Source organism: Cryobacterium sp. Hz7 (assembly GCF_004402815.1).
GTDB classification, from domain to species: Bacteria; Actinomycetota; Actinomycetes; order Actinomycetales; family Microbacteriaceae; genus Cryobacterium; species Cryobacterium sandaracinum.
In genome coordinates this window covers 44,748-63,767 of record NZ_SOFB01000050.1, presented here as the reverse complement: position 1 = coordinate 63,767, position 19,020 = coordinate 44,748, and the positions used below count along the sequence as shown (strand labels likewise).

Genomic DNA, 19,020 nt, shown 5'->3' with positions numbered 1-19,020 from the left:
TTATGACAAAGACAGCGGGCTTCGCGGCGGCGGAGGTGCTTCCCCCGGCCGAGTCGGTCGTGGCCGGGCTCCGGCCGCACGCCCGAATCCTGTTCTGGCCCACCCTGGCGCTGCTGGCCATTTCCGCGGCCACCGGGTACTTCTACGGTTCCCTGCCGGAGCCGTGGCAGAATATCGCGCTGCTGGCTGCCGCGGCCACCCTCGTGCTGCTGCTCTGGCTACTGCCGCTGATGTCGTGGCTGAACAACCGCTACACGATCACCACCCGGCGCATCATCTTCCGGCACGGATTCTTCGTGCGCACCCGCCAGGAATTGCTGCACAGCCGCGGCTACGACGTGACGGTGCGCCAGAACTGGCTGCAGTCTCTGGCCCACTCGGGTGACGTTCTGATCAGCGCCGGGCTGGAGCATCCGCTCGTCTTGAAAGACGTGCCCAACGCCACCCTGGTGCAACAGGTGTTGCACGACCTGATGGAGTCCTCGCATACCTTGATGGGCTTGCGCCGCCAGGAACAGTCAGCACTCGCCGACGAGACCGCGCGCTGGGGCTCCCGCTAGGCAGCCAGCGCCCGCTCCGAGTCGGCCGTCCCCGCGCGCCGCGGGGAGAACACCCAGTGCCGGTAGAGCACGAAACGGAAGGCCGAGCCCAGCCCCAGCCCGATCACGTTCGACGAGATGTTGTCGGCGAGCAGGCTGGTGTAGCCGAGCCCGTAGCGGCTGACCCAGAGGCAGGCGAGGCCGATGGCCATGCCGACGAGACTGACCGCGAAGAACTCGGCCGCCTCGCGCAGCGTGCGCGACTGGCGGTTGGCCCCGAAGGTCCAGAAGCGGTTGCCGATCCAGTTCACAATGATGGCCAGCGTGGTCGACACGACCTTCGCATAGATCGGTCCGGACTCCACCACGGCGGGGTCGAAAACCGTGGTGCGCAGCAGGTTGAAGACCGTGAAGTCCACGACGAAACCGACGAGGCCGACAGCCCCGAACTTGCCGAGTTGGTGGACGAAGGCCAGAAGCCGTGCTGACCGGCGCTGTGTACGCGGCATGCATCCCTCCGGATGATGGGCAAAGATAGAGGTCGAGAACCCGAGTCTACGGCGAGGTCCAGCCTGCAGCCTGAGAGAACCCGTACCGGCAATGACCGGTACCAAGGAATTGGTGGAGCGATGAACACGACTGTGGGCGTTATCGGCGGCGGCCAGTTGGCCAGGATGATGATTCCGGCGGCCGTCAACCTGGGCATCCGGATCCGGGTGCTGGCCGAGAACGAGGGTATGTCGGCCGACCTGGCCGCGGTGCAGGTGGGCGACTACCGCGACCGAGACGTGGTGCTGGCCTTCGCCGACACCGTCGACGTCGTCACGTTCGACCACGAGCACGTGCCGCAGGGGATCCTGCGCGAGCTCGTGGCCAGGGGCGTGGCCGTGCACCCGGGCCCCGACGCGCTGCTCTTCGCCCAGGACAAGCTGTTGATGCGTCAGCGCCTGAGCGAGCTGGGTCTGCCCGTGCCCGACTGGGCGCGGGTCGAGAACGCCGCCGAGTTGGGCGTGTTCCTGGCCGCCCACAACAGTCGCGGGGTCGTCAAGACGGCCCGCGGCGGCTACGACGGCAAGGGCGTTCGGCTGGTCACCCACGAGCACGAGGCCGACGACTGGTTCGCCGCGCTCGCCGAAGACGGCAACGACGGCGCCCTCCTGGTGGAGGAGCTGGTCGAGTTCCGTCGCGAGCTCGCCCAGTTGGTCGCGCGACGCCCGTCCGGCCAGATCGCGCTCTGGCCCGTGGTGGAGACAGTACAGCAGGGCGGCGTCTGCGCCGAGGTCATCGCCCCCGCGCCCCAGTCCGAGGGCAGGCTGGCCCGGGCCGCCGCTGACATCGCCGTGCGCATCGCCGAGGGCATCGGCGCCACCGGCATGCTGGCCGTCGAACTGTTCGAGACGACGGATGAGCGCATCCTGGTCAACGAGTTGGCGATGCGCCCACACAACAGCGGCCACTGGTCGATCGAGGGGTCGACGACGAGCCAGTTCGAGCAGCACCTGCGCGCCGTGCTCGACCTTCCCCTCGGGGCGACCGACGTCAGGGACCCGTGGACGGTCATGGTCAACATCCTCGGCGGGCCGGCGTCGGAGCCCCTGTCCGCGCGCTACCCGGCCGCGTTCGAGGCCTACCCGGCCGCCAAGGTGCACACCTACGGCAAGGACCCCCGGCCGGGGCGCAAGGTCGGCCACGTGACCGTCGGTGGGGACGATTTGGACCTCGTCGCGTACCAGGCGCGGGCCGCAGCGGCAGTTTTTCAGGACTGACCAAATAGGATCGACTGCGTGACAGACAACCCTGAGCTCGAGACCGCCCCGCGCGAGACCGCCCTGGTGCCGCTGGTCGGCGTCGTGATGGGCTCCGATTCCGACTGGCCGGTGATGAGCGACGCGGCGCAACTCCTGCGCGACTTCGACGTTCCCTTCGAGGTGCAGGTCGTTTCCGCGCACCGCACCCCGGAGAAGATGATCGCCTACGGCCAGAGCGCCCATGCGCGCGGCATCCGGGTGATCATCGCCGGCGCCGGCGGCGCCGCCCACCTGCCCGGCATGCTCGCGGCCGTGACCACCCTGCCGGTGGTGGGCGTGCCCGTTCCGCTGGGTCGGCTCGACGGCCTGGACTCGCTCCTGTCGATCGTGCAGATGCCGGCCGGGGTGCCCGTGGCCACCGTCTCCATCGGCGGAGCACGCAACGCCGGCCTGATCGCCGTCAAGGTCCTCGCCATCGCCGACGACTCCCTGCGGGTCAAGCTGCTCGCCTATCGGGAGATGCTCGCCGCACAAGTCGAGCAGAAGAACCTGGACCTCCAAGCAAAACTATGATCAGTGCACGCACGCCGATCCGGCATCCGGATCTCGGGTCCGCCCCGATCATGACCAAACGGGCCTGGTGGCTCGTCGTGCTCAACTTCGTGCTGCCCGGCTCCGCGCAGGTGCTGGCCGGCAACCGTCGGCTCGGCCGGTTCGGCCTCGGCATGACGCTCACGCTGCTCGCCCTCGCGGTGGTCGTGGGGGTCGTCTACACTCTCTGGCCTGCCGTCGCTCTGACCGTGTTCACCAACTCGATCGGCTTGTGGGCGGCCGCCCTGCTGCTGGCCTTCTCCGGTGTGGTCTGGCTGATCCTGTCCCTGGACACCCTGCGCCTCGTGCGGCTCGTGCGTGCCACCCCCAAGGCCCGCCCGATCATCGCCGGGCTCGCGACGGTGCTGATGGTGGGCGTGGTCGGCACGGCCGGGTACGGCGCGTACGTGGCCACGACGGCCAGCGGGTTCCTCTCCTCGGTCTTCGTGGCAGGCCCGACGGAGCCGCCCTCCGACGGCCGCTACAACATCCTGCTGCTCGGCGGCGACGCCGGCCCCGACCGTGAGGGTCTACGCCCCGACAGCATCTCCGTGGTCAGCATCGATGCGGAGACCGGCCAGGCCAGCATGATCGGCTTGCCGCGCAACCTGGAGGACGTGCCGTTCTCTGCGGGGCCACTCGCCGACCTGTACCCGGAAGGGTACGGATCGATCGACGGCTGTGAGGTCTCCGCGTGCATGCTGAACTCGATCTACACCGAGGTGGAGGTGAAGAGCCCGGAGATGTACCCGGATGCTGTCGGCAGCGGCAGCGAACCGGGCATCGAAGGCATGCGCGACGCGGCCCAGGGCGTGACCGGGCTGACGATCCAGTACTACGCATTGATCGACATGCAGGGATTCTCCGACCTCGTCGACGCGCTCGGCGGAGTCGACATCAACGTCGACCACCGTGTCCCCGTGCATACCGACGAGACCTTCACCGAGGTTGCCTTCTGGTTCGAGCCCGGCAGGCAGCACATGGACGGGTACCACGCCCTCTGGTACGCACGCTCACGCCATGACACGAGCGACTACGACCGGATGGTGCGGCAGCGGCAGGTGCAGGAGGCGATCCTGCAGCAGGCGAGCCCCGCCAACGTGCTGACGAAGTTCCAGGCGGTTGCATCGGCCGGCAGCCAGGTCGTGAAGACCGACATCCCTCAGGGCATGCTCGGCTATTTCACGCACCTGGCGTCGAAGACGAAGGCGCTGCCGATCCAGTCCGTCGAGTTGGTGCCGGAAAACGACGTCGACCCGGAGGATCCCGATTACGACGTCATCCGCAGCCTGATCGAAGCCGCCCTGGTTCCGCCGCCCACGGCGGAACCGGCCCCGTAGGGCCGGTTGGGTCCGGGGTCGGTCGAACGGCCCCGGATTCGGTGGTGCTGTTACAGGTCCGCGTGCAGCAGCCAGATGCGCTCGGCGGAATCGCGCCAGGTGAAGGCCTGGGCTCGATCGCTACCGAAGATGCGCAGCCGGTTTGCGAGAGTGGTGTCGCTCAGCACCTGGGTGACGGCCGCAGCCAGTCGCTCGGGGTACCCGGATGCATCCTCACGCTCGACGACCAGCCCCGCGTCGCCGGCGGCCTCGACCAGGGCCGGGGCGTCCGAATGCACGACCGGGGTGCCCAGGTAAAACGCCTGGATCATCGGCCCGGCGAAGCCTTCTTCCCGGCTGGGGTAGACGAACACGGCCGCCCGGGAGATGACCACGGCCAACTCTTCGTCGGTCAGCCCGTTCAGGGCGCGCACCCGGCCCCACGGGAGGCCGGCCTCGTCGGCGACGGATGCCACGTCGAGCTCACCCCAGGCGGCCGGTCCCAGAACGATCAGCGGGAGATCCGGCGCTCCCGGCAGGCCCAGGGCGGTGATCAGCGCCGTGATGGCCTTCCGCGGCTCGAGCGTGCCGACGGTGACGATGTACTCGTTCGGCAACGCCAGGCGTTCCGCGATGATCTCCGTCGCGGAGGAGTTCGACGGAAGGCGGAGGCCGCTGCCGATTCCGCCGCCGATCACCCGCACGCGGTCGCCGAGGTCGACGATGTTCGCGAGCTGGTGGGCCACGGCGTGGCTGGGGACTACGATCGCATCCGCGTGTTTGCGGGCGCGTTTGACCATGACCTTCGTCCAGGCGACGGTCGCCGGAGTGAGCGCCTCCGGATGCGTCCAGGCCAGCACGTCGTGAATGGTGACGGTCACCTGGGTGCCGTCGTTGACGATGCTGTGCTTGCGCAGGGGCGCCAGCAGGGAGGGGGCATGGATCATGCCCGACCCGGAACTGTTGGCGATGCCCAGTTGCCAGGCCGCCGTGAGCTCGCGCCGCGGCAACGTGGTCTTGTGCAGACTGGCCAGACCCGGCAGGGACGTTTCGACCCTGGCGTAGTGCTCGGCCGACGACGACGACACGATTCCTTCGACGTCGCAACCGGCCGGCGCCGCCGCGATCAGGGCCCGGGTCAGCTCTTCGGTGTAACGCCCGATGCCACCCGGGACCGGTGCAATCATCTGGTCCAGGACGACTCTCAGTGTGGTCATTGGTCCGCGAAGATCCCCTGCTCGGCCGCCGCAGCCAGAGCCTCGCGCCAGTCGCGAATGGGGGACAGCCCGGCGGCAGCCCAGGCATCGTGGCCGAGCACCGAATACGAGGGCCGGGGGGCCGGGCGCACGAACTGCGAACTGTCGGTCGGGGTGACCCGTTCAGGGTCAAGGCCGGCTGTGGCGAAGACGGCCCGGGCGAAGCCGAACCAGCTCGTCACGCCGGAGCTGGTGCCGTGGTAGATGCCGGCGGGGGCGTCGGAATCGAGCAGGGCGACGATCTGCGCGGCCAGGTCGGCGGTCCAGGTCGGCTGACCGACCTGGTCGTCGACGACGCTGAGGGTGTCGCGGGCTGCAGCCAGCTTCAGCATGGTCTTGGGGAAGTTCGGGCCGTGTTGGCCGTAGAGCCAGGCCGTGCGCACGATGTAGCTGCCCGCCGGGTGTTCCTGCAGTACGAACGCCTCACCGGCGGCCTTGGTGCGGCCGTAGGCGGAGATCGGGTCGATCTCGGTGTCCTCCGCGTAGGGTGCGGTGGCGCTGCCGTCGAACACGTAGTCGGTGGAGATCTGCACGAGCTTCGCCCCGGTGGCGGATGCGGCCAGCGCCAGGTTGTGGGGGCCGGTCGCGTTGATCGCGTACGCGGCATCCTCATTCGTCTCGGCGTCGTCCACCTGCGTGTATGCGGCGGCGTTGATGATGACGTCGTAGCCGACGACCTGAGCCAGAACAGCGGCCCGGTCGGTGATGTCCAGCTCGGTGCGGTCGAACGCTGTGACGTCGCGGCCGGCGAGCGCGGCCTGCAGGTCGCGTCCGAGCATCCCGGCCGCGCCGGTGATCAGATAGCGGGTCATCAGCTCAATGCCGCACGGGCCTTGAGCGGCTCCCACCAGGTGCGGTTGTCGCGGTACCACTGCACGACGTCCGCGAGCCCCTGCTCGAACGGAACCAGGGGCGCGTAGCCGAGTTCGGCCTGGATCTTCGAGATATCCACGGAGTAGCGCAGGTCGTGGCCGAGGCGGTCGGCGACGCGGTCGACGTAGGACCAGTCCTTGCCGGTGGAGTCGAGCAGCATCTGCGTGAGCTCCTTGTTGGTCAGCTCGGTGCCGCCGCCGATGTTGTAGATCTCACCGGCGCGGCCGCCGACGAGCACCATCGCGATGGCGCGGGTGTGGTCGTCCACGTGCAGCCAGTCACGGATGTTGTTTCCCTCGCCATAGAGGGGAACGTGCAAGCCGTCGATCAGGTTGGTGACGAACAGCGGGATGAGCTTCTCCGGGAAGTGGTACGGCCCGTAGTTGTTCGAGCAGCGCGTGATCGAGATATTCAGACCGTGCGTGCGGTGGTAGCTGCGCGCGAGCAGGTCGCTGCCGGCCTTCGACGCGGAGTAGGGGGAGTTCGGCTCCAGCGCGCGCTCCTCGTTCCACGATCCCTCGGCGATGGAGCCGTAGACCTCGTCGGTGGAGACGTGCACGAACCGGGCCAGGTCGTGGCGGAGCGCCGCGTCGAGCAGCTGCTGCGTGCCGAGCACATTCGTCTCGACGAAGATCGACGCGTCGCGCACCGAGCGGTCCACGTGGGACTCGGCGGCGAAGTGCACCACGGCGTCGAGAGAAGGGAAGAGCTCGTCGAGCAGTGCGGCGTCACGGATGTCGCCGTGCACGAACGAGTAACGCGGATACCCGGCGACGGGGGCCAGGTTCTCGAGGTTGCCCGAGTAGGTGAGGGCGTCGAGCACGACGACCTCGGCTCCTTCGAGGCCCGGGTAGGCGTCTTCGAGGGTGCGCCGAACAAAGTTCGAGCCGATGAAACCGGCTCCGCCGGTGACGAGGATCTTCATATGGAGGTAACCGTTCCGTTTGATGAAAGTGCCCCCGCGATTCTACCGGAACGCGCTTGGTAGGCTTACTCGGTGAAGATTCGCGAACTCTCCATCCCCGATTCCTATGAAATCACTCCGAAGCAGTTCGGAGACAACCGGGGAGTTTTCCTCGAGTGGTACCGCTTCGACCGTCTCGAGGAGACGATCGGGCACCGCCTCGACATCGCCCAGGCCAACACGTCGGTGTCCAAGCGCGGTTCCGTGCGCGGCATCCATTTCGCCGACATCCCACCGAGCCAGGCGAAGTATGTCACGGCGACGCACGGCGCGGTGCTCGACTTCGTCATCGACATCCGCGTGGGGTCCCCGACGTTCGGCCAGTGGGACAGTGTTCTGCTCGACGACACCGACCGTCGCGCGATCTACATCGCCGAGGGCCTCGGCCACTGCTTCGTGGCACTCACCGACGATGCCACGGTCAGCTACCTCGTGACCGCGCCCTTCAATCCGGGACGCGAACACGGCATCAACCCGCTCGACTCCGACATCGGCCTGGTCTTCCCGCCCGAAGCCGGCGAACTGCTCCTGTCTCCGAAGGACACGGATGCCCCGAGCCTGACCGAAGCCGCCGCCAGCGGCCTGCTGCCAACCTGGGCCGGCGCCCGGGCGTTCTACACCTCTCTGAACGAAGGAAAGTAACAATGCGTGGAATCATCCTCGCCGGCGGTTCCGGCACCCGGCTGTGGCCCATCACCAAGGCCATCTCCAAGCAGCTGATGCCCATTTACGACAAGCCGATGATCTACTACCCCCTGTCGACGCTGATGATGGCGGACATCAACGAGATCCTGATCATCACCACGCCCGAGTACAACGACCAGTTCCGGGCGCTGCTCGGCGACGGGTCTCATCTCGGCCTGAGGATCGAGTACGCCTCGCAGCCGTCGCCGGATGGGCTCGCTCAGGCGTTCATCATCGGCGAGGAATTCATCGGGGACCAGAGTGTCGCTCTCGTGCTCGGCGACAACATCTTCCATGGCGCCGGGCTGGGTTCGGCCCTGCGCGGCAACGCCGATCTGGTGGGCGCACGGATCTTCGCCTACCACGTGAGCAACCCCACCGCCTATGGCGTGGTGGAGTTCGACGACAGCATGACAGCACTCTCGATCGAGGAGAAGCCGACGAAGCCCAAGAGCAACTACGCGGTGCCCGGCCTCTACTTCTACGACAATTCGGTCGTCGAGATCGCAAAGACCATCGAGCCCAGCGCGCGCGGCGAACTCGAGATCAGCACCGTCAACGAGCGCTACCTCGCCCAGGGCAACCTGCACGTTCAGGTTCTCGACCGGGGCACGGCGTGGCTGGACACCGGCACGTTCGAGTCGATGATGCAGGCGTCCGAGTACGTGCGCGTGATCGAAGACCGCCAGGGATTCAAGGTCGGCTGCATCGAGGAGATCGCCTGGCGAGCCGGCTGGATCTCGAATTCCGAACTCGAGACGCTGGCGGAGCCGCTCCAGAAGAGCGGATACGGGCGTTATCTGACCGGGCTCATCGCCACGAACGACTGATCAGCCGAGCCGGCCGGTGCGGGCCAAGACGCGGGCCCGCACCGCCAGGCCGAGCTTCAGCGCCCAGCGCACGGGAGCCAGGTAGGGAGCCGAGTACTTCTTCTCGAGGTAGCGGTACGCGCTGTCATGGTGGGCGCGCACCATCTTGCCTGACTCGGTGCTGGTCGAGTGCGCACCGGTGTGCACGACCGACGCTTCGGGCGTGTAGATGTTCTTCCACCCCGCCTTTCCCAGCCGGTAGCCCAGATCGACGTCTTCGAAGTACATGAAGAAACCCTCGTCGAAACCATTCAGCTCCTCGAACGCGGTGCGACGAACGAGGAGGCAGGAACCGGACAGCCAGCCGACGGCTCGCCGCACGTCGGAACCCTGTCGCTCGGCCCGGTAGGAGCGGCTCCACGGGTTGGCGGGCCAAATGCGGGCGAAGAGCGCATGACCCACGCCGGTTCGGAGCGAGGGAAGCTCTCGCCCGGACGGGTACGTGGTGCCGTCGGAGTTGAGGACTCTCGGTCCGACCGAGCCTACGAGAGGATCAGCCGCCAGCTCAGCGAGCAGTGCACTGGTCGCGCCATGGCTGAGTTCGACATCCGGATTCGAGATCAGGATCGACGTGACGTGGGGTGGCAGGGACGAGATTGCCGCATTGATGGCACCGCCATAGCCCCGGTTCTCGCCCAGGGCCAGCAGGCGCGCGCCCTGTAGCCGGACGATGTGCGTTGTAGCCTCGAGGTCTGATGAGTGGTTGTCGGCCACGATCACGGTGAGTTGAAGGTCCTCGCTGGTCCGCACCGAGTCGAGGAATTTCGGCAGGTGGGAGCTCGAATTGTAGGTGACTGTGACCACTACCGTGGACTGGAGGAGAGGGCTGGACATCAGGGTCAAGCATACTCAGTGCCCGTGTTGCCCCGGGCCGTCGCGGGACTGGGCCGGGATCACCTGCCCCGAGCCGGTTGATAGACTCATCCTGATATGCCTACATCTACTGACACCGATCCGATGCCGACCCACAAGGGGATCTCTTGACCGTGTTCCGCAGGAGCCTTCGTATTATCCGCGAACAGGGTCTCCGAGTTTATGTTGGCAAGGCGCTGCACATCGCCCTTCGACCCGTGCGTGTTCTGCGCGCGGAGGGCCCGCGCGTCTTCATCGTGCGCAGCCTGACCAAGGCCAGCACGAAGATCGCGCGCCATGAGACCGTCATGCTCGTCGCGAACGAGGATGCGGCGGAGCTGGACTGGACCCAGTCCCCGCATTGGCGCGTCTCGCCGACCGTAGTCGAAGAGGGCCCTGTGGACATCGCCTGGATCATGTCGCCTCCCGGGCTCGAGAGCGGGGGGCACCAAAACCTGTTCCGGTTCATCGACATCGCCGAGAAAGCCGGGCACCGCTGTTCGATCTATCTCTACACGACGAGTGCCGCCGCCGTGAGCATCCCCGACATCCGCGCGATGTTGAAGTCTGCCGGGGCATACCCGGAAGTAGCGGCCCGCATCACGATGTACGACCGCGAGCAGGGCGTCGACGCGAGTACCCAAGCCCTCGTCGCCACCGGGTGGGAGACCGCCTATCCAACCTACCTTGACAAGTCCGATGCTCGCCGGTTCTATTTCGTGCAGGACTACGAGGCCAGCTTCTACCCGCTCGGCACCGAATCCCTGCTAGCTGGCAACACTTACAAATTCGGCTTTCACGGCATCACCGCCGGCGGGTGGCTGGCCCACAAGCTCGCCACCGAATATGGCATGACCACGGACCACTTCGATTTCGCGGTGGACAAGACCCACTACAGCGTCACGAATGTGGGACGGCGCACTGAGGTCTTCTTCTATGCCCGGCCGGTCACACCACGCCGCGCCTTCGAATTCGGGCTGCTCGCCCTGACGGAGTTCGCCCGGCTCAAGCCCGAGGTACGCATCAACCTGGCCGGTTGGGACGTCTCGAACTGGAACATCCCGTTCGAGTACACGAACCTCTCGAGCCTCGACATCTCCGAACTCAACGCCGTGTATAACCGCTGCGCCGCGGGTCTGGTGATGTCGCTGTCCAATATGTCCCTGCTTCCGCTGGAACTGTTGTCAAGCGGTGTCACTCCCGTGGTCAACGACGGGCCGAACAACCGGATGGTCTCGGACAACCCCTTCATCGAGTACGTGCCTGCCTCGCCGCTGGCCATCGCGCGCAAGATGGCCGAGGTGTTCGACCACCCCGATGCGGTCGCACGATCGATCGCGATGTCGGAGTCGGTCGCCCAGGTCAACTGGTCGGATTCCGGCGTGCAATTCCTCGCGGCGTTCGAAGGGGCCATGCGTGGCTAAGACAGTCGTCATCGGCGCCAACGGCTTCATCGGGTCCCACCTGGTCGATTCTCTCGCCGCCGGCGGGCACTCCGTCACCGCCTTCGACCGGTTTAGCTCGCAGCAGCCGACCTTCACCGCCCCGGGAGTTCGGGTCCTGCAGGGTGAGTTCCTCAGCCGCTCGGATCTCGAGGGGGCCGTCGACGGCCAGGACTACGTCTTCCACTTTCTCTCGACCACGAGCCCGGCGACCGCGGAGAGCGATCCGACCCTGGACATCCGCACCAACGTCGCCCAGACCGTTGAACTCCTCGAATCGGCCGCGACCGCGGGGATCAAGCGGTTCTACTTCGCCTCGACCGGCGGTGCCATCTACGGTCCGCAGGGCAAGGCCGAGTATTCCGAGATGGACCGGGCGCTGCCGATTTCCCCGTATGGGATCGGCAAGCTGTCGATTGAGCACTACCTGCACTACTTCAAGGCCACGCACGGCCTCGAGTCCACCGCGTTGCGTATTTCGAACCCCTACGGCACGCGCCAGAAGCCCAACAAGAAGCAGGGTCTGATCCCGATCGCCCTGCGCCAGATCTCCTTGGGCAGGCCGGTGATCCGGCTCGGTAACGGGTTGATGGTGCGCGACTACGTCTATGTGGAGGACCTGGTTCGGATGGTGACGCCGATGGTGGGCGTGGACACCGAATTCGACCTGTACAACCTGGGCAGCGGCATCGGCTACTCGGTGACCGACATCATCAACTCCCTGCACCGGGTCACCGGAATCGACTTCGCTGTCGAGGAACGACCGGCCCCGCCCACGTTCGTCGACCGGGTCGTGCTGGACACTGAGCGCTACCGGGCGGAGTTCGGAACCGCAGACATGACCGAGCTTGACGAGGGCGTCAGGCTGACCTACGAAGAGATCCGAGACCACCCGAATGACTGATCCAACCGCCGCGACCCCGACCCGTGCAACGGTCGCGATCCTCACCTACAACGGTGAGGACTACCTCGAACGCATCCTGACCGAAGTACTGGGTCAGGAGCTGGACGGTGCCGTCGAGGTGCTCGTGATCGATTCTGGGTCGACGGATTCGACCCTGGACATCGTGCGCCGATTCCCTTCGGTGCGCCTGCACGAGATCCCGAATTCGGAGTTCGGCCACGGCAAGACCCGCAACCTGGCCGCACAGCTGGCGACCGGCGAGTTCGTGGCCTACCTGACCCACGACGCCATCCCGGCCTCGCGTCAGTGGCTGCGCGAACTGTTGGAACCGTTCCGGCTCGACGAGCGTATCGTCGCCGTGATGGGCAAGCAGCTTCCGCGCGCCGACTGCTTCCCTCTGCTCAAGTATGAGATCCAGGGCGTATTCGCGGGCTTCGGGCCGGACTTCGGCACCTCTGTGTTCTACAAGGACGCGTTCGTGCAGAGTGAGGGCGTGCTGAACGCCATCAGTTTCTACTCGGACGTCAATTCGGCCGCGCGGCGCGACTTCCTGCTCAACACCATCCCCTACCGCGATGTTCGCTACGCGGAGGACCAGCTTTTCGGCAAGGACCTGATCGAGGCCGGCTATCGCAAAGCGTATGCCGGTCGCGCAGCAGTCGAGCACTCCAACGACCTCACTCTGTCCGAGTACGGCAAGCGGATCTTCGACGAGACCATCGGCCTACGACAGATCGGTTTCCCGATTCCGCCCATGACGGGTCGGACGCAACTTCGCCTCACCACTCGGGGAGTCGTCGGCGACACGCTGCGCATCCTCAGAGATCGTGACTTCAGCTGGAAGCGACGGCTCTTCTGGCTCGCCATGAACCCGCGCTACCAGGTGCGGAAGTGGACGAGTTACCGAGCGTCGACGCTGACGGATCTCACCGACCAGGCTGCCCTGGACTCGGGATCGCTGGAGAAGTCGCGGAAAATCTGAGTGACTCTCGTCTGTCCCGACTCCACGACTTTCAAGGATCTGAAATGCAGCTAAAAGGGTCGAAGTTCCTAATCACTCAGGCGCACCTGCTGCGCTACATGGGCGCCGAGATCGTCACCCTGGAGCTGGCGGAGTATCTTGCCGGGCAAGGTGTGGAGGTCGTCATCGCGACCCACTCCTTCGGCTATCCCATCCGCCAGGAGTTCGACCGGATTGAGGGTGTCACGGTGTTTGAGTTGTGGGAGGACGCCCTCGCTGCGAACCTTCAGGAGCGGCTTCCTGACCTCGCTTGGATTCAGCACTCCATTATTCCAGTGGTCGTACTGGAACACGCCGACGAGATCCTGTTCGTGTTCCACCACATGTCATCGATTCTCCCGGCTGAGTTCACGATGGCTGCGGTCTTGGAATCGGCATTGGCCACCGCCGTTCTGTTCGAGTCACCGCGATCGCTTGAAATCCATCGAGCGACGGGGGTCTACGAGGATGTGGACCCAGATCGTCTCCAAGTCATGGGGAACGCTGCACCAGCCCGATTCGGCGACGTTTCACCGGCCCCGAACAACGAGCGTCGAATCACGGTGGTCTCCAATCACATCCCGCCCGAACTCGTCGCCGCGTTTGAGGGGATCCGGGAACGGTTCGACCTGGTCGTCATCGGCTCCCAATCCGAGCTGGGCGCCACGCCGCGTCGGGTGACGCCCGATACCCTGGCCGACACCGACGCGATGATCTCCATCGGCAAGACGGTGCAGTACTCGATCGTCGCCGGCGTCCCCGTGTACTGCTACGACCATTTCGGAGGCCCTGGCTGGATCACCCGGGCGAACATCGAGGACGCCCGCTGGGAGAACTTTTCCGGCAGGCGAGCGGGCACAAAGACGGCTGCGGAAATCGTCGTAGAGATCTCCGAAGGATTCGACGACGCGGTCGCGGAGGCGGCCCTGGTGCGTCGCGACTGGACTCGCGTGTATCTCCTACCGGAACGGCTCGAGGACCTGCTCGAGTTCGTCTCGGAACGGCGCAGGCCGGTCAGTAAGCTCACCCCTCAGCAGATTCAGGGACACGAGAACGTTCAGGCCGCTTTCGGCTCCTACGTGCGTGAGTGGATCCGGATGGAGGCACTCTCCAACGAGCTCAAGGCGGCCGCGATCGAGCTCGAGGCAGCCACAATCAAGCTCGAGGCAGAGCTACTCGAGCAGGAAGACGCGCTCACCACGATGAGGCAGGAACAGGCCGAGCTCTACTCGAGCCAGCTCTTCCGCACCCTGAGCCGAATCCGGCACAGCTGGGTGAACCGGACCTTCCGGAAGCTGCGTTCGATGCTGGGCGGTCTCTAGGTGAGGCCGGCGGCCCGGGCGGCCTCTAGCCGCTGCACGCTGGATTCGACATCCAGACGGATCGCGCCACGCCCGATGCCGTAGTCGGCGACCTCGAACGTGGCGGCAGGGTTCACGACCAGGATCGTTTCGCCGGCCTCATAGGCCAGGCCAACGCTGACGGAGTACGAACCCCCACCCAGATTGTGATTCTTGAACGTCACGTTCAACTTATAGGTGCCGCGTTCCAGCGGGAGTTTCTCACCGAGTTCACGGGTTGTCATCCGATAGACCACATTGCCGACCGCGGTCTCGAGGGCAACGCCGATCAGCCAGGGGTCGATGGTTTCGAGAACCTCGTACTGCACGCTCACGTGGATGTCGGAGCCCGGAGCAATGACGCTGGCTGCGTCCAGCCGCGATGCGGTCACGCTGACCTGGGGGACCGCGACGACGTGGTGCTCTGGCCTGCCTTCGGCCTCGAGTTTCTCCTCATGCCGGACCTGCTCGTCGGAGAAACTGCCTCGGAGCACCCGCAGCGCCTGTGCCGGGTCGCCGTCGTGGAGCATCTCACCGTGTTCGAGTACGACGACTCTGTCGCAGAGTGCACCGACCTGTTCGGCGGAGTGGCTGACCAGGACGATCGTTCGGCCTTCGGCTTGGAACTGCGCGATCTTGGCCATGCACTTGCGCTGGAACGGTTCGTCTCCCACGGCAAGAACTTCGTCGACGAGGAGCAGGTCGGGGTCGACGTGCACGGCCACGGCGAACGCCAGTCTGACGTACATGCCCGAACTATAGAACTTAACCTGGGTGTCAATGAAGTCCTCGATGCCGGAGAAGTCCACAATCTCATCGAAGTACCTGTCAGTTTCGCTGCGGCTGAGTCCGAGGATGGCGGAGTTAAGGTACACGTTCTCCCGGCCGGTGAGATCCGGGTGGAACCCCGCACCCAGCTCGAGGAGAGCAGCCATCCGCCCGCGCCGGCTGACATTGCCAGTCGTGGGCTGGATGATCCCGCCGACGACCTTCAGCAGCGTGCTCTTGCCCGATCCGTTGTGACCGACGAGTCCCACGGTTGTGCCCATGGTGATATCGAGGGATATGTCCTTGAGGGCCCAAAAATCGTCTTGGTGCTTACGCGCCCGGGAAAAGTTGAGGATGCGTTCCTTGATGGACTTGTCTTTGTGCATGACGAATCTTTTGGAGACATCTTCCACGTGAATGATTGTCGGCGTGGTCATCGGGTTACAGCTCCTGTGCGAAATTGCCTTGAATGCGCGAGAAGATGCGCTGGCCGATCCAGAGGATCACGATACTGATGCCCAGGGCGATCCACAGCCGGATGGCCAGGTCGTCCGGCCAGTTCTGCGAGGTGGATTCGGTGGTGCCGGCCACCCAGAATGCACGCTGCATCCCGAGCACGGCGACGGTAATCGGATTGGCTAGGTACATCTGTTCGAGCCAGTTTCCCTGGAGCTTGTCGTGCACGAACGAGAATGAGTAAACGATCGGCGAAGCCCAGAAGAGAACCATGATCGCCACCTCGACAAGGTGCTGCACGTCACGCAAGTAGACGTTCAAACCGGCGAGGAGTATCCCCAACCCGGTGGCGAAGGAGATGAGGACAGCGAGCGAGAGTGGGGCGTACAACAGATTGAAGTCAAGAGGAATCTGGCCGGCCACTATCGTGGCCAGAATGAGGATGATGAGTTGCACGCCAAAATTGAAGAGGGCACCGCCGACGCTTGCCAGCGGGAAGATCTCACGTGGCAAATAGATCTTCTTGATCAAGCCGGAGTTGTTGGTGATGGAGGTCGTTCCGCCTTGGACGATCTCGACGAATAGCCCCCATGTGGTGAGCCCGACGAAGACGAAGATCGCGAAGCTCGGAATGCTGCGTGCTACGCCCAGGATTTGGCCGATAGCGAAGTAGTAGATGAGCAGCTGGGCGAGAGGTCGGACGAGGCTCCAGACAATGCCGAGCGAGCTGTCTTTGTAACGTGCCTTGAGCTCTCGTCGCACCAGAAGGGAGGTCAGCTCGCGGCTGCCCCAGACGTCCTTGAGGGAGGCCCAGGTGCCGGTCACAAAATGTGTCGACTGCCCGACCGGTTTGAGGTTCTCCCTTGCAACTCGCTGTTCGCGATCGCGGGCTTGTGCCAATGACATGAACAACTCTCGATTGTGGGGCCGGACTTGGACAAGTCTAGGCGAAATCGTGTCGTGTTGCAGGCTCCGCATCCCCTGTGAGTCGATAGCCTTGGGATCTGCTTACCTCCAGGGGAATGGTGTAGCCGACGAGAGCCTGAATCTCTCGCTGCTGGGATCGCCTGGCCAACCCGGCGTCATGCCGACCAAGATGGAGATCCTGTGAGATTCAAACGCCTGACTGGGCTGACGCTGGCGGTGGCCCTTGCCGGCGCACTTCTTATGGCAGTCGCTCCGCCGCCAGCTGCCCAGGCTGCCGATGCTTCTTTTTTTGATCCGGCATACATCATCAGCGACAACCTGTTCTTCGACGGGTCCGCCATGAGCGCATCCCAGGTTCAGCAATTCCTTAATGAGAGGGTGCCGACGTGTCGTGCTGGCTACGTCTGTTTGAAGGACTATCGACAGGACACGCCAACGCGCGCCGCGGTCTCCGACGACTGCGCCGCGTATGTGGGCCAAGCCAATGAGTCCGCCGCGCAGATCATTGCCAAGGTGGGCCTTGCTTGTGATATCAGCCAGAAAGCAATAATCGTTCTGCTCGAAAAAGAACAGGGGATCGTGACGGACGATTGGCCGTCGGCGCGGCAGTATCGCAGCGCCACCGGCTACGGATGCCCTGACACGGCCGACTGTGACACGAGTTACTACGGCTTCTTCAACCAAGTTTACGCGGCCGCGCTGCAATTCCAGTACTACGCCAACAATCCGACCCGGTGGCGTCACGCTCCTGATCGCTGGAACGCCGTGTGGTACCACCCGAATACCGCGTGCGGAAGTAGCTCGGTCTACATCAGGAACCAGGCCACGGCCGGGCTCTACAACTACACGCCGTACCAGCCCAACGGGCCGGCTCTCTCGAATCTCTACGGCTCGGGCAACACCTGCAGTTCGTACGGCAACCGCAATTTCTGGCGCATGTACTCGGACTGGTTCGGATCTCCGATCGAAGGACCCGAGACCTACATTGAAGGGGCCTACCAGCGTACCGGCGGTTCTGGCGGGTACCTGGGTGCTCCGACGACGCGCGTCACCAAATACACGGCAAACGGCGGCGGCTACGTTCGCGGCTACGTCAACGGCGCCATCGCCTGGTCAACCGGCACCACCGCGTACGTCCTCACGGGCGCCATCCGCACCGCCTATGGAGCGGCGGGGGGCATCACGGGCGCGCTGGGATGGCCGATCACAGACCCTAACGTTGTCGCTGAGAACGGTGGCGGCACGGTCCAGGGCTTCCAAAAGGGCGCCATCGTGTCCTCCAAGGCCGGAGCGTGGCTCCTGACCGGGGAGATCCGGAACCAGCTGGCGCGAGCCGGTGGAATCACCGGCGAACCCGGGTGGGCGACCGCCGCCCAGACCTGCGACGGGACGGGTCTGTGCAAGCAGGCCTTTACCGGAGGCACGTTCTATGCCTCGCCTGCCGCGGGCGGCAGCTTCGTGCCGACCGCACTGCTGGGGGCCTACACGGCTGCCGGTGGTCCGGCGGGAAGCCTGGGCCTGCCGACCACGGCGCCATCGACGCTCACCGTCAACGGTGGCGGGCGCGTGCAGGGATTCGCCAAGGGTGCCATCGCCTGGTCCCCGAACGGCGGGGCGCACGTACTCTCCGGTGCCCTGCGCGATTACTTCGGCACAGTCGGCGGAATCGGCGGATCGGCCGGCTGGCCGACGTCGGACCAGGTCTGCGGACAAGCCGACTGCTCACAATCGTTCCAGGGTGCGAAGCTCTACTGGACGACCGCTGGTCAGGGGGCCTACGTCGACGCCAGGATGGTGGGCCTGTACGACCAGCTGGGTGGCACAAGCGGCTCACTCGGCCGGCCGACGTCCGGCGTCGTGGCACTGTCAGCCAACGGCGGCGGTGTGGTTGAAGCATTCGAGAAGGGCGCCATCGCCTGGTCTGCGAACGGCGGAGCGCACGCTCTTACCGGGGACATCCGCACCGCGTTCAATCAGGCCGGTGGCATAGGCGGAACGCTGGGATGGCCCACCGGGGATCAGTCCTGCAGCGATGCCTCGCGGTGTTCACAGATGTTCGTGGGCGGCACGCTGTACTGGTCGTCGACACAGGGTGCATCGATCGTCGGGACCGCCATCAACGGTGCCTACACGACTTCCGGTGGACCCACAGGCGCCCTGGGATGGCCCACCAGTGGCGAGATCTTCGTCGCCGCGAACGGGGGAGGATCGGTGCAGACCTTCGAGAAGGGGGCCATCGCCGCGTCGAAGCAGTTCGGCGCCTATGCCCTCCGAGGCGAGATGCGCACGTACTACAACGCGCTCGGAGGCCTGGGCGGCTCGATCGGTTGGCCTAAGACTGAGATGACGTGCGACGGAGCCTCGGTGTGCACTCAGTCGTTCTCCGGTGGCGTTCTCACCTGGACGCCTGGAACCGGTGGAACGCGGAGCTGACCGGAACCGCCGTTTCGTGGTTTCCAGAGAACTGGCCCCGCGCGCACAGCGCACG

18 protein-coding genes are annotated in these 19,020 nt (G+C 65.2%); 11 read left to right on the top strand and 7 right to left on the bottom strand.

Going from position 1 to position 19,020, the window contains the following annotated elements:
• Window positions 1-2 precede the first annotated feature (2 nt).
• Window positions 3-560 (top strand): PH domain-containing protein, encoded by a 558-nt coding sequence (locus E3N86_RS11905; protein ID WP_241986058.1) that lies wholly within the window; start codon window positions 3-5, stop codon window positions 558-560.
• On the opposite strand, the gene E3N86_RS11900 is transcribed toward E3N86_RS11905, so the two are convergent.
• Window positions 557-1,048, bottom strand: a complete 492-nt coding sequence (locus tag E3N86_RS11900; protein WP_134512019.1) for a GtrA family protein — start codon at window positions 1,046-1,048, stop codon at window positions 557-559. The two genes, E3N86_RS11905 and E3N86_RS11900, sit on opposite strands and share 4 nt — an antisense overlap.
• Window positions 1,049-1,168: 120 nt before the next feature.
• Between E3N86_RS11900 and E3N86_RS11895 the strand changes: the two genes are divergently transcribed.
• From E3N86_RS11895 to E3N86_RS11885, 3 genes are all read left to right on the top strand, one after another.
• Window positions 1,169-2,305 carry a 5-(carboxyamino)imidazole ribonucleotide synthase gene (locus tag E3N86_RS11895; protein WP_134512018.1) on the top strand — a complete coding sequence of 379 codons (1,137 nt, stop codon included), beginning with the start codon at window positions 1,169-1,171 and terminating at the stop codon, window positions 2,303-2,305.
• Between the two features lie 87 nt (window positions 2,306-2,392).
• Complete coding sequence (gene purE / locus E3N86_RS11890) at window positions 2,393-2,860, top strand: 5-(carboxyamino)imidazole ribonucleotide mutase (protein WP_134372322.1); 468 nt, start codon at window positions 2,393-2,395, stop codon at window positions 2,858-2,860.
• The gene (locus tag E3N86_RS11885; protein WP_369827946.1) at window positions 2,857-4,218 is read left to right on the top strand and encodes an LCP family protein; all 1,362 of its coding nucleotides are present in this window, start codon (window positions 2,857-2,859) and stop codon (window positions 4,216-4,218) included. Before purE ends, E3N86_RS11885 begins: the two co-directional genes overlap by 4 nt.
• Before the next feature lie 50 nt (window positions 4,219-4,268).
• Here the strand turns inward: E3N86_RS11885 and E3N86_RS11880 are convergent, their stop codons facing one another.
• From E3N86_RS11880 to rfbB, 3 genes are read right to left on the bottom strand one after another with little or no spacing between them, the layout of a single operon-like run.
• Window positions 4,269-5,414 carry a glycosyltransferase family 1 protein gene (locus E3N86_RS11880; RefSeq protein ID WP_134342659.1) on the bottom strand — a complete coding sequence of 382 codons (1,146 nt, stop codon included), beginning with the start codon at window positions 5,412-5,414 and terminating at the stop codon, window positions 4,269-4,271.
• Window positions 5,411-6,265: a dTDP-4-dehydrorhamnose reductase gene (rfbD, locus tag E3N86_RS11875; RefSeq protein ID WP_134512017.1), complete on the bottom strand. Its 855-nt coding sequence runs from the start codon at window positions 6,263-6,265 to the stop codon at window positions 5,411-5,413. Before rfbD ends, E3N86_RS11880 begins: the two co-directional genes overlap by 4 nt.
• Window positions 6,265-7,251: a dTDP-glucose 4,6-dehydratase gene (gene rfbB / locus E3N86_RS11870; RefSeq protein ID WP_134512016.1), complete on the bottom strand. Its 987-nt coding sequence runs from the start codon at window positions 7,249-7,251 to the stop codon at window positions 6,265-6,267. Before rfbB ends, rfbD begins: the two co-directional genes overlap by 1 nt.
• 72 nt (window positions 7,252-7,323) lie before the next feature.
• Between rfbB and E3N86_RS11865 the strand changes: the two genes are divergently transcribed.
• Together E3N86_RS11865 and rfbA are read left to right on the top strand one after the other, a co-directional pair.
• Window positions 7,324-7,932 (top strand): dTDP-4-dehydrorhamnose 3,5-epimerase family protein, encoded by a 609-nt coding sequence (locus tag E3N86_RS11865; protein WP_134512015.1) that lies wholly within the window; start codon window positions 7,324-7,326, stop codon window positions 7,930-7,932.
• Window positions 7,933-7,934: 2 nt separating this feature from the next.
• Window positions 7,935-8,804, top strand: coding sequence for a glucose-1-phosphate thymidylyltransferase RfbA (rfbA, locus tag E3N86_RS11860; protein ID WP_134512014.1), 870 nt, complete (start codon window positions 7,935-7,937; stop codon window positions 8,802-8,804).
• Here rfbA and E3N86_RS11855 read toward each other — a convergent pair whose 3' ends face one another.
• Window positions 8,805-9,677, bottom strand: a complete 873-nt coding sequence (locus E3N86_RS11855) for a glycosyltransferase family 2 protein (protein WP_134512013.1) — start codon at window positions 9,675-9,677, stop codon at window positions 8,805-8,807.
• A gap of 236 nt (window positions 9,678-9,913) precedes the next feature.
• On the opposite strand from E3N86_RS11855, the gene E3N86_RS11850 reads away from it, so the two are divergent.
• Genes E3N86_RS11850 through E3N86_RS11835 form a run of 4 tightly spaced genes read left to right on the top strand, consistent with a single transcriptional unit; the run spans window position 9,914 to window position 14,363 of the window.
• Window positions 9,914-11,119, top strand: a complete 1,206-nt coding sequence (locus E3N86_RS11850) for a glycosyltransferase family 1 protein (protein ID WP_134401219.1) — start codon at window positions 9,914-9,916, stop codon at window positions 11,117-11,119.
• Entirely contained in the window at window positions 11,112-12,041 is a 930-nt protein-coding gene (locus tag E3N86_RS11845; protein ID WP_134512012.1) for an NAD-dependent epimerase/dehydratase family protein, read from the top strand. Before E3N86_RS11850 ends, E3N86_RS11845 begins: the two co-directional genes overlap by 8 nt.
• The gene (locus E3N86_RS11840; RefSeq protein WP_134512011.1) at window positions 12,034-13,023 is read left to right on the top strand and encodes a glycosyltransferase family 2 protein; all 990 of its coding nucleotides are present in this window, start codon (window positions 12,034-12,036) and stop codon (window positions 13,021-13,023) included. Before E3N86_RS11845 ends, E3N86_RS11840 begins: the two co-directional genes overlap by 8 nt.
• 44 nt (window positions 13,024-13,067) lie before the next feature.
• Window positions 13,068-14,363, top strand: a complete 1,296-nt coding sequence (locus tag E3N86_RS11835; protein WP_134512010.1) for a glycosyltransferase family 4 protein — start codon at window positions 13,068-13,070, stop codon at window positions 14,361-14,363.
• On the opposite strand, the gene E3N86_RS11830 is transcribed toward E3N86_RS11835, so the two are convergent.
• A complete protein-coding gene (locus E3N86_RS11830) occupies window positions 14,360-15,586 on the bottom strand; it encodes an ABC transporter ATP-binding protein (RefSeq protein WP_134512009.1) in 1,227 nt (408 codons plus the stop codon). The two genes, E3N86_RS11835 and E3N86_RS11830, sit on opposite strands and share 4 nt — an antisense overlap.
• A gap of 4 nt (window positions 15,587-15,590) precedes the next feature.
• Entirely contained in the window at window positions 15,591-16,511 is a 921-nt protein-coding gene (locus E3N86_RS11825) for an ABC transporter permease (protein WP_134420541.1), read from the bottom strand.
• Between the two features lie 201 nt (window positions 16,512-16,712).
• On the opposite strand from E3N86_RS11825, the gene E3N86_RS11820 reads away from it, so the two are divergent.
• A complete protein-coding gene (locus E3N86_RS11820) occupies window positions 16,713-18,965 on the top strand; it encodes a hypothetical protein (RefSeq protein ID WP_134401214.1) in 2,253 nt (750 codons plus the stop codon).
• The last annotated feature ends 55 nt before the right edge of the window (window positions 18,966-19,020 follow it).

Bases quoted from the DNA above. Each gene is read 5' to 3' on its own strand.
- E3N86_RS11905 (WP_241986058.1), top strand. From the start codon at position 3: ATGACAAAGACAGCGGGCTTCGCGGCGGCGGAGGTGCTTCCCCCGGCC.
- E3N86_RS11900 (WP_134512019.1), bottom strand. From the start codon at position 1,048: ATGCCGCGTACACAGCGCCGGTCAGCACGGCTTCTGGCCTTCGTCCAC.
- E3N86_RS11895 (WP_134512018.1), top strand. From the start codon at position 1,169: ATGAACACGACTGTGGGCGTTATCGGCGGCGGCCAGTTGGCCAGGATG.
- purE (WP_134372322.1), top strand. From the start codon at position 2,393: ATGGGCTCCGATTCCGACTGGCCGGTGATGAGCGACGCGGCGCAACTC.
- E3N86_RS11885 (WP_369827946.1), top strand. From the start codon at position 2,857: ATGATCAGTGCACGCACGCCGATCCGGCATCCGGATCTCGGGTCCGCC.
- E3N86_RS11880 (WP_134342659.1), bottom strand. From the start codon at position 5,414: ATGACCACACTGAGAGTCGTCCTGGACCAGATGATTGCACCGGTCCCG.
- rfbD (WP_134512017.1), bottom strand. From the start codon at position 6,265: ATGACCCGCTATCTGATCACCGGCGCGGCCGGGATGCTCGGACGCGAC.
- rfbB (WP_134512016.1), bottom strand. From the start codon at position 7,251: ATGAAGATCCTCGTCACCGGCGGAGCCGGTTTCATCGGCTCGAACTTT.
- rfbA (WP_134512014.1), top strand. From the start codon at position 7,935: ATGCGTGGAATCATCCTCGCCGGCGGTTCCGGCACCCGGCTGTGGCCC.
- E3N86_RS11855 (WP_134512013.1), bottom strand. From the start codon at position 9,677: ATGTCCAGCCCTCTCCTCCAGTCCACGGTAGTGGTCACAGTCACCTAC.
- E3N86_RS11840 (WP_134512011.1), top strand. From the start codon at position 12,034: ATGACTGATCCAACCGCCGCGACCCCGACCCGTGCAACGGTCGCGATC.
- E3N86_RS11835 (WP_134512010.1), top strand. From the start codon at position 13,068: ATGCAGCTAAAAGGGTCGAAGTTCCTAATCACTCAGGCGCACCTGCTG.
- E3N86_RS11830 (WP_134512009.1), bottom strand. From the start codon at position 15,586: ATGACCACGCCGACAATCATTCACGTGGAAGATGTCTCCAAAAGATTC.
- E3N86_RS11825 (WP_134420541.1), bottom strand. From the start codon at position 16,511: ATGTCATTGGCACAAGCCCGCGATCGCGAACAGCGAGTTGCAAGGGAG.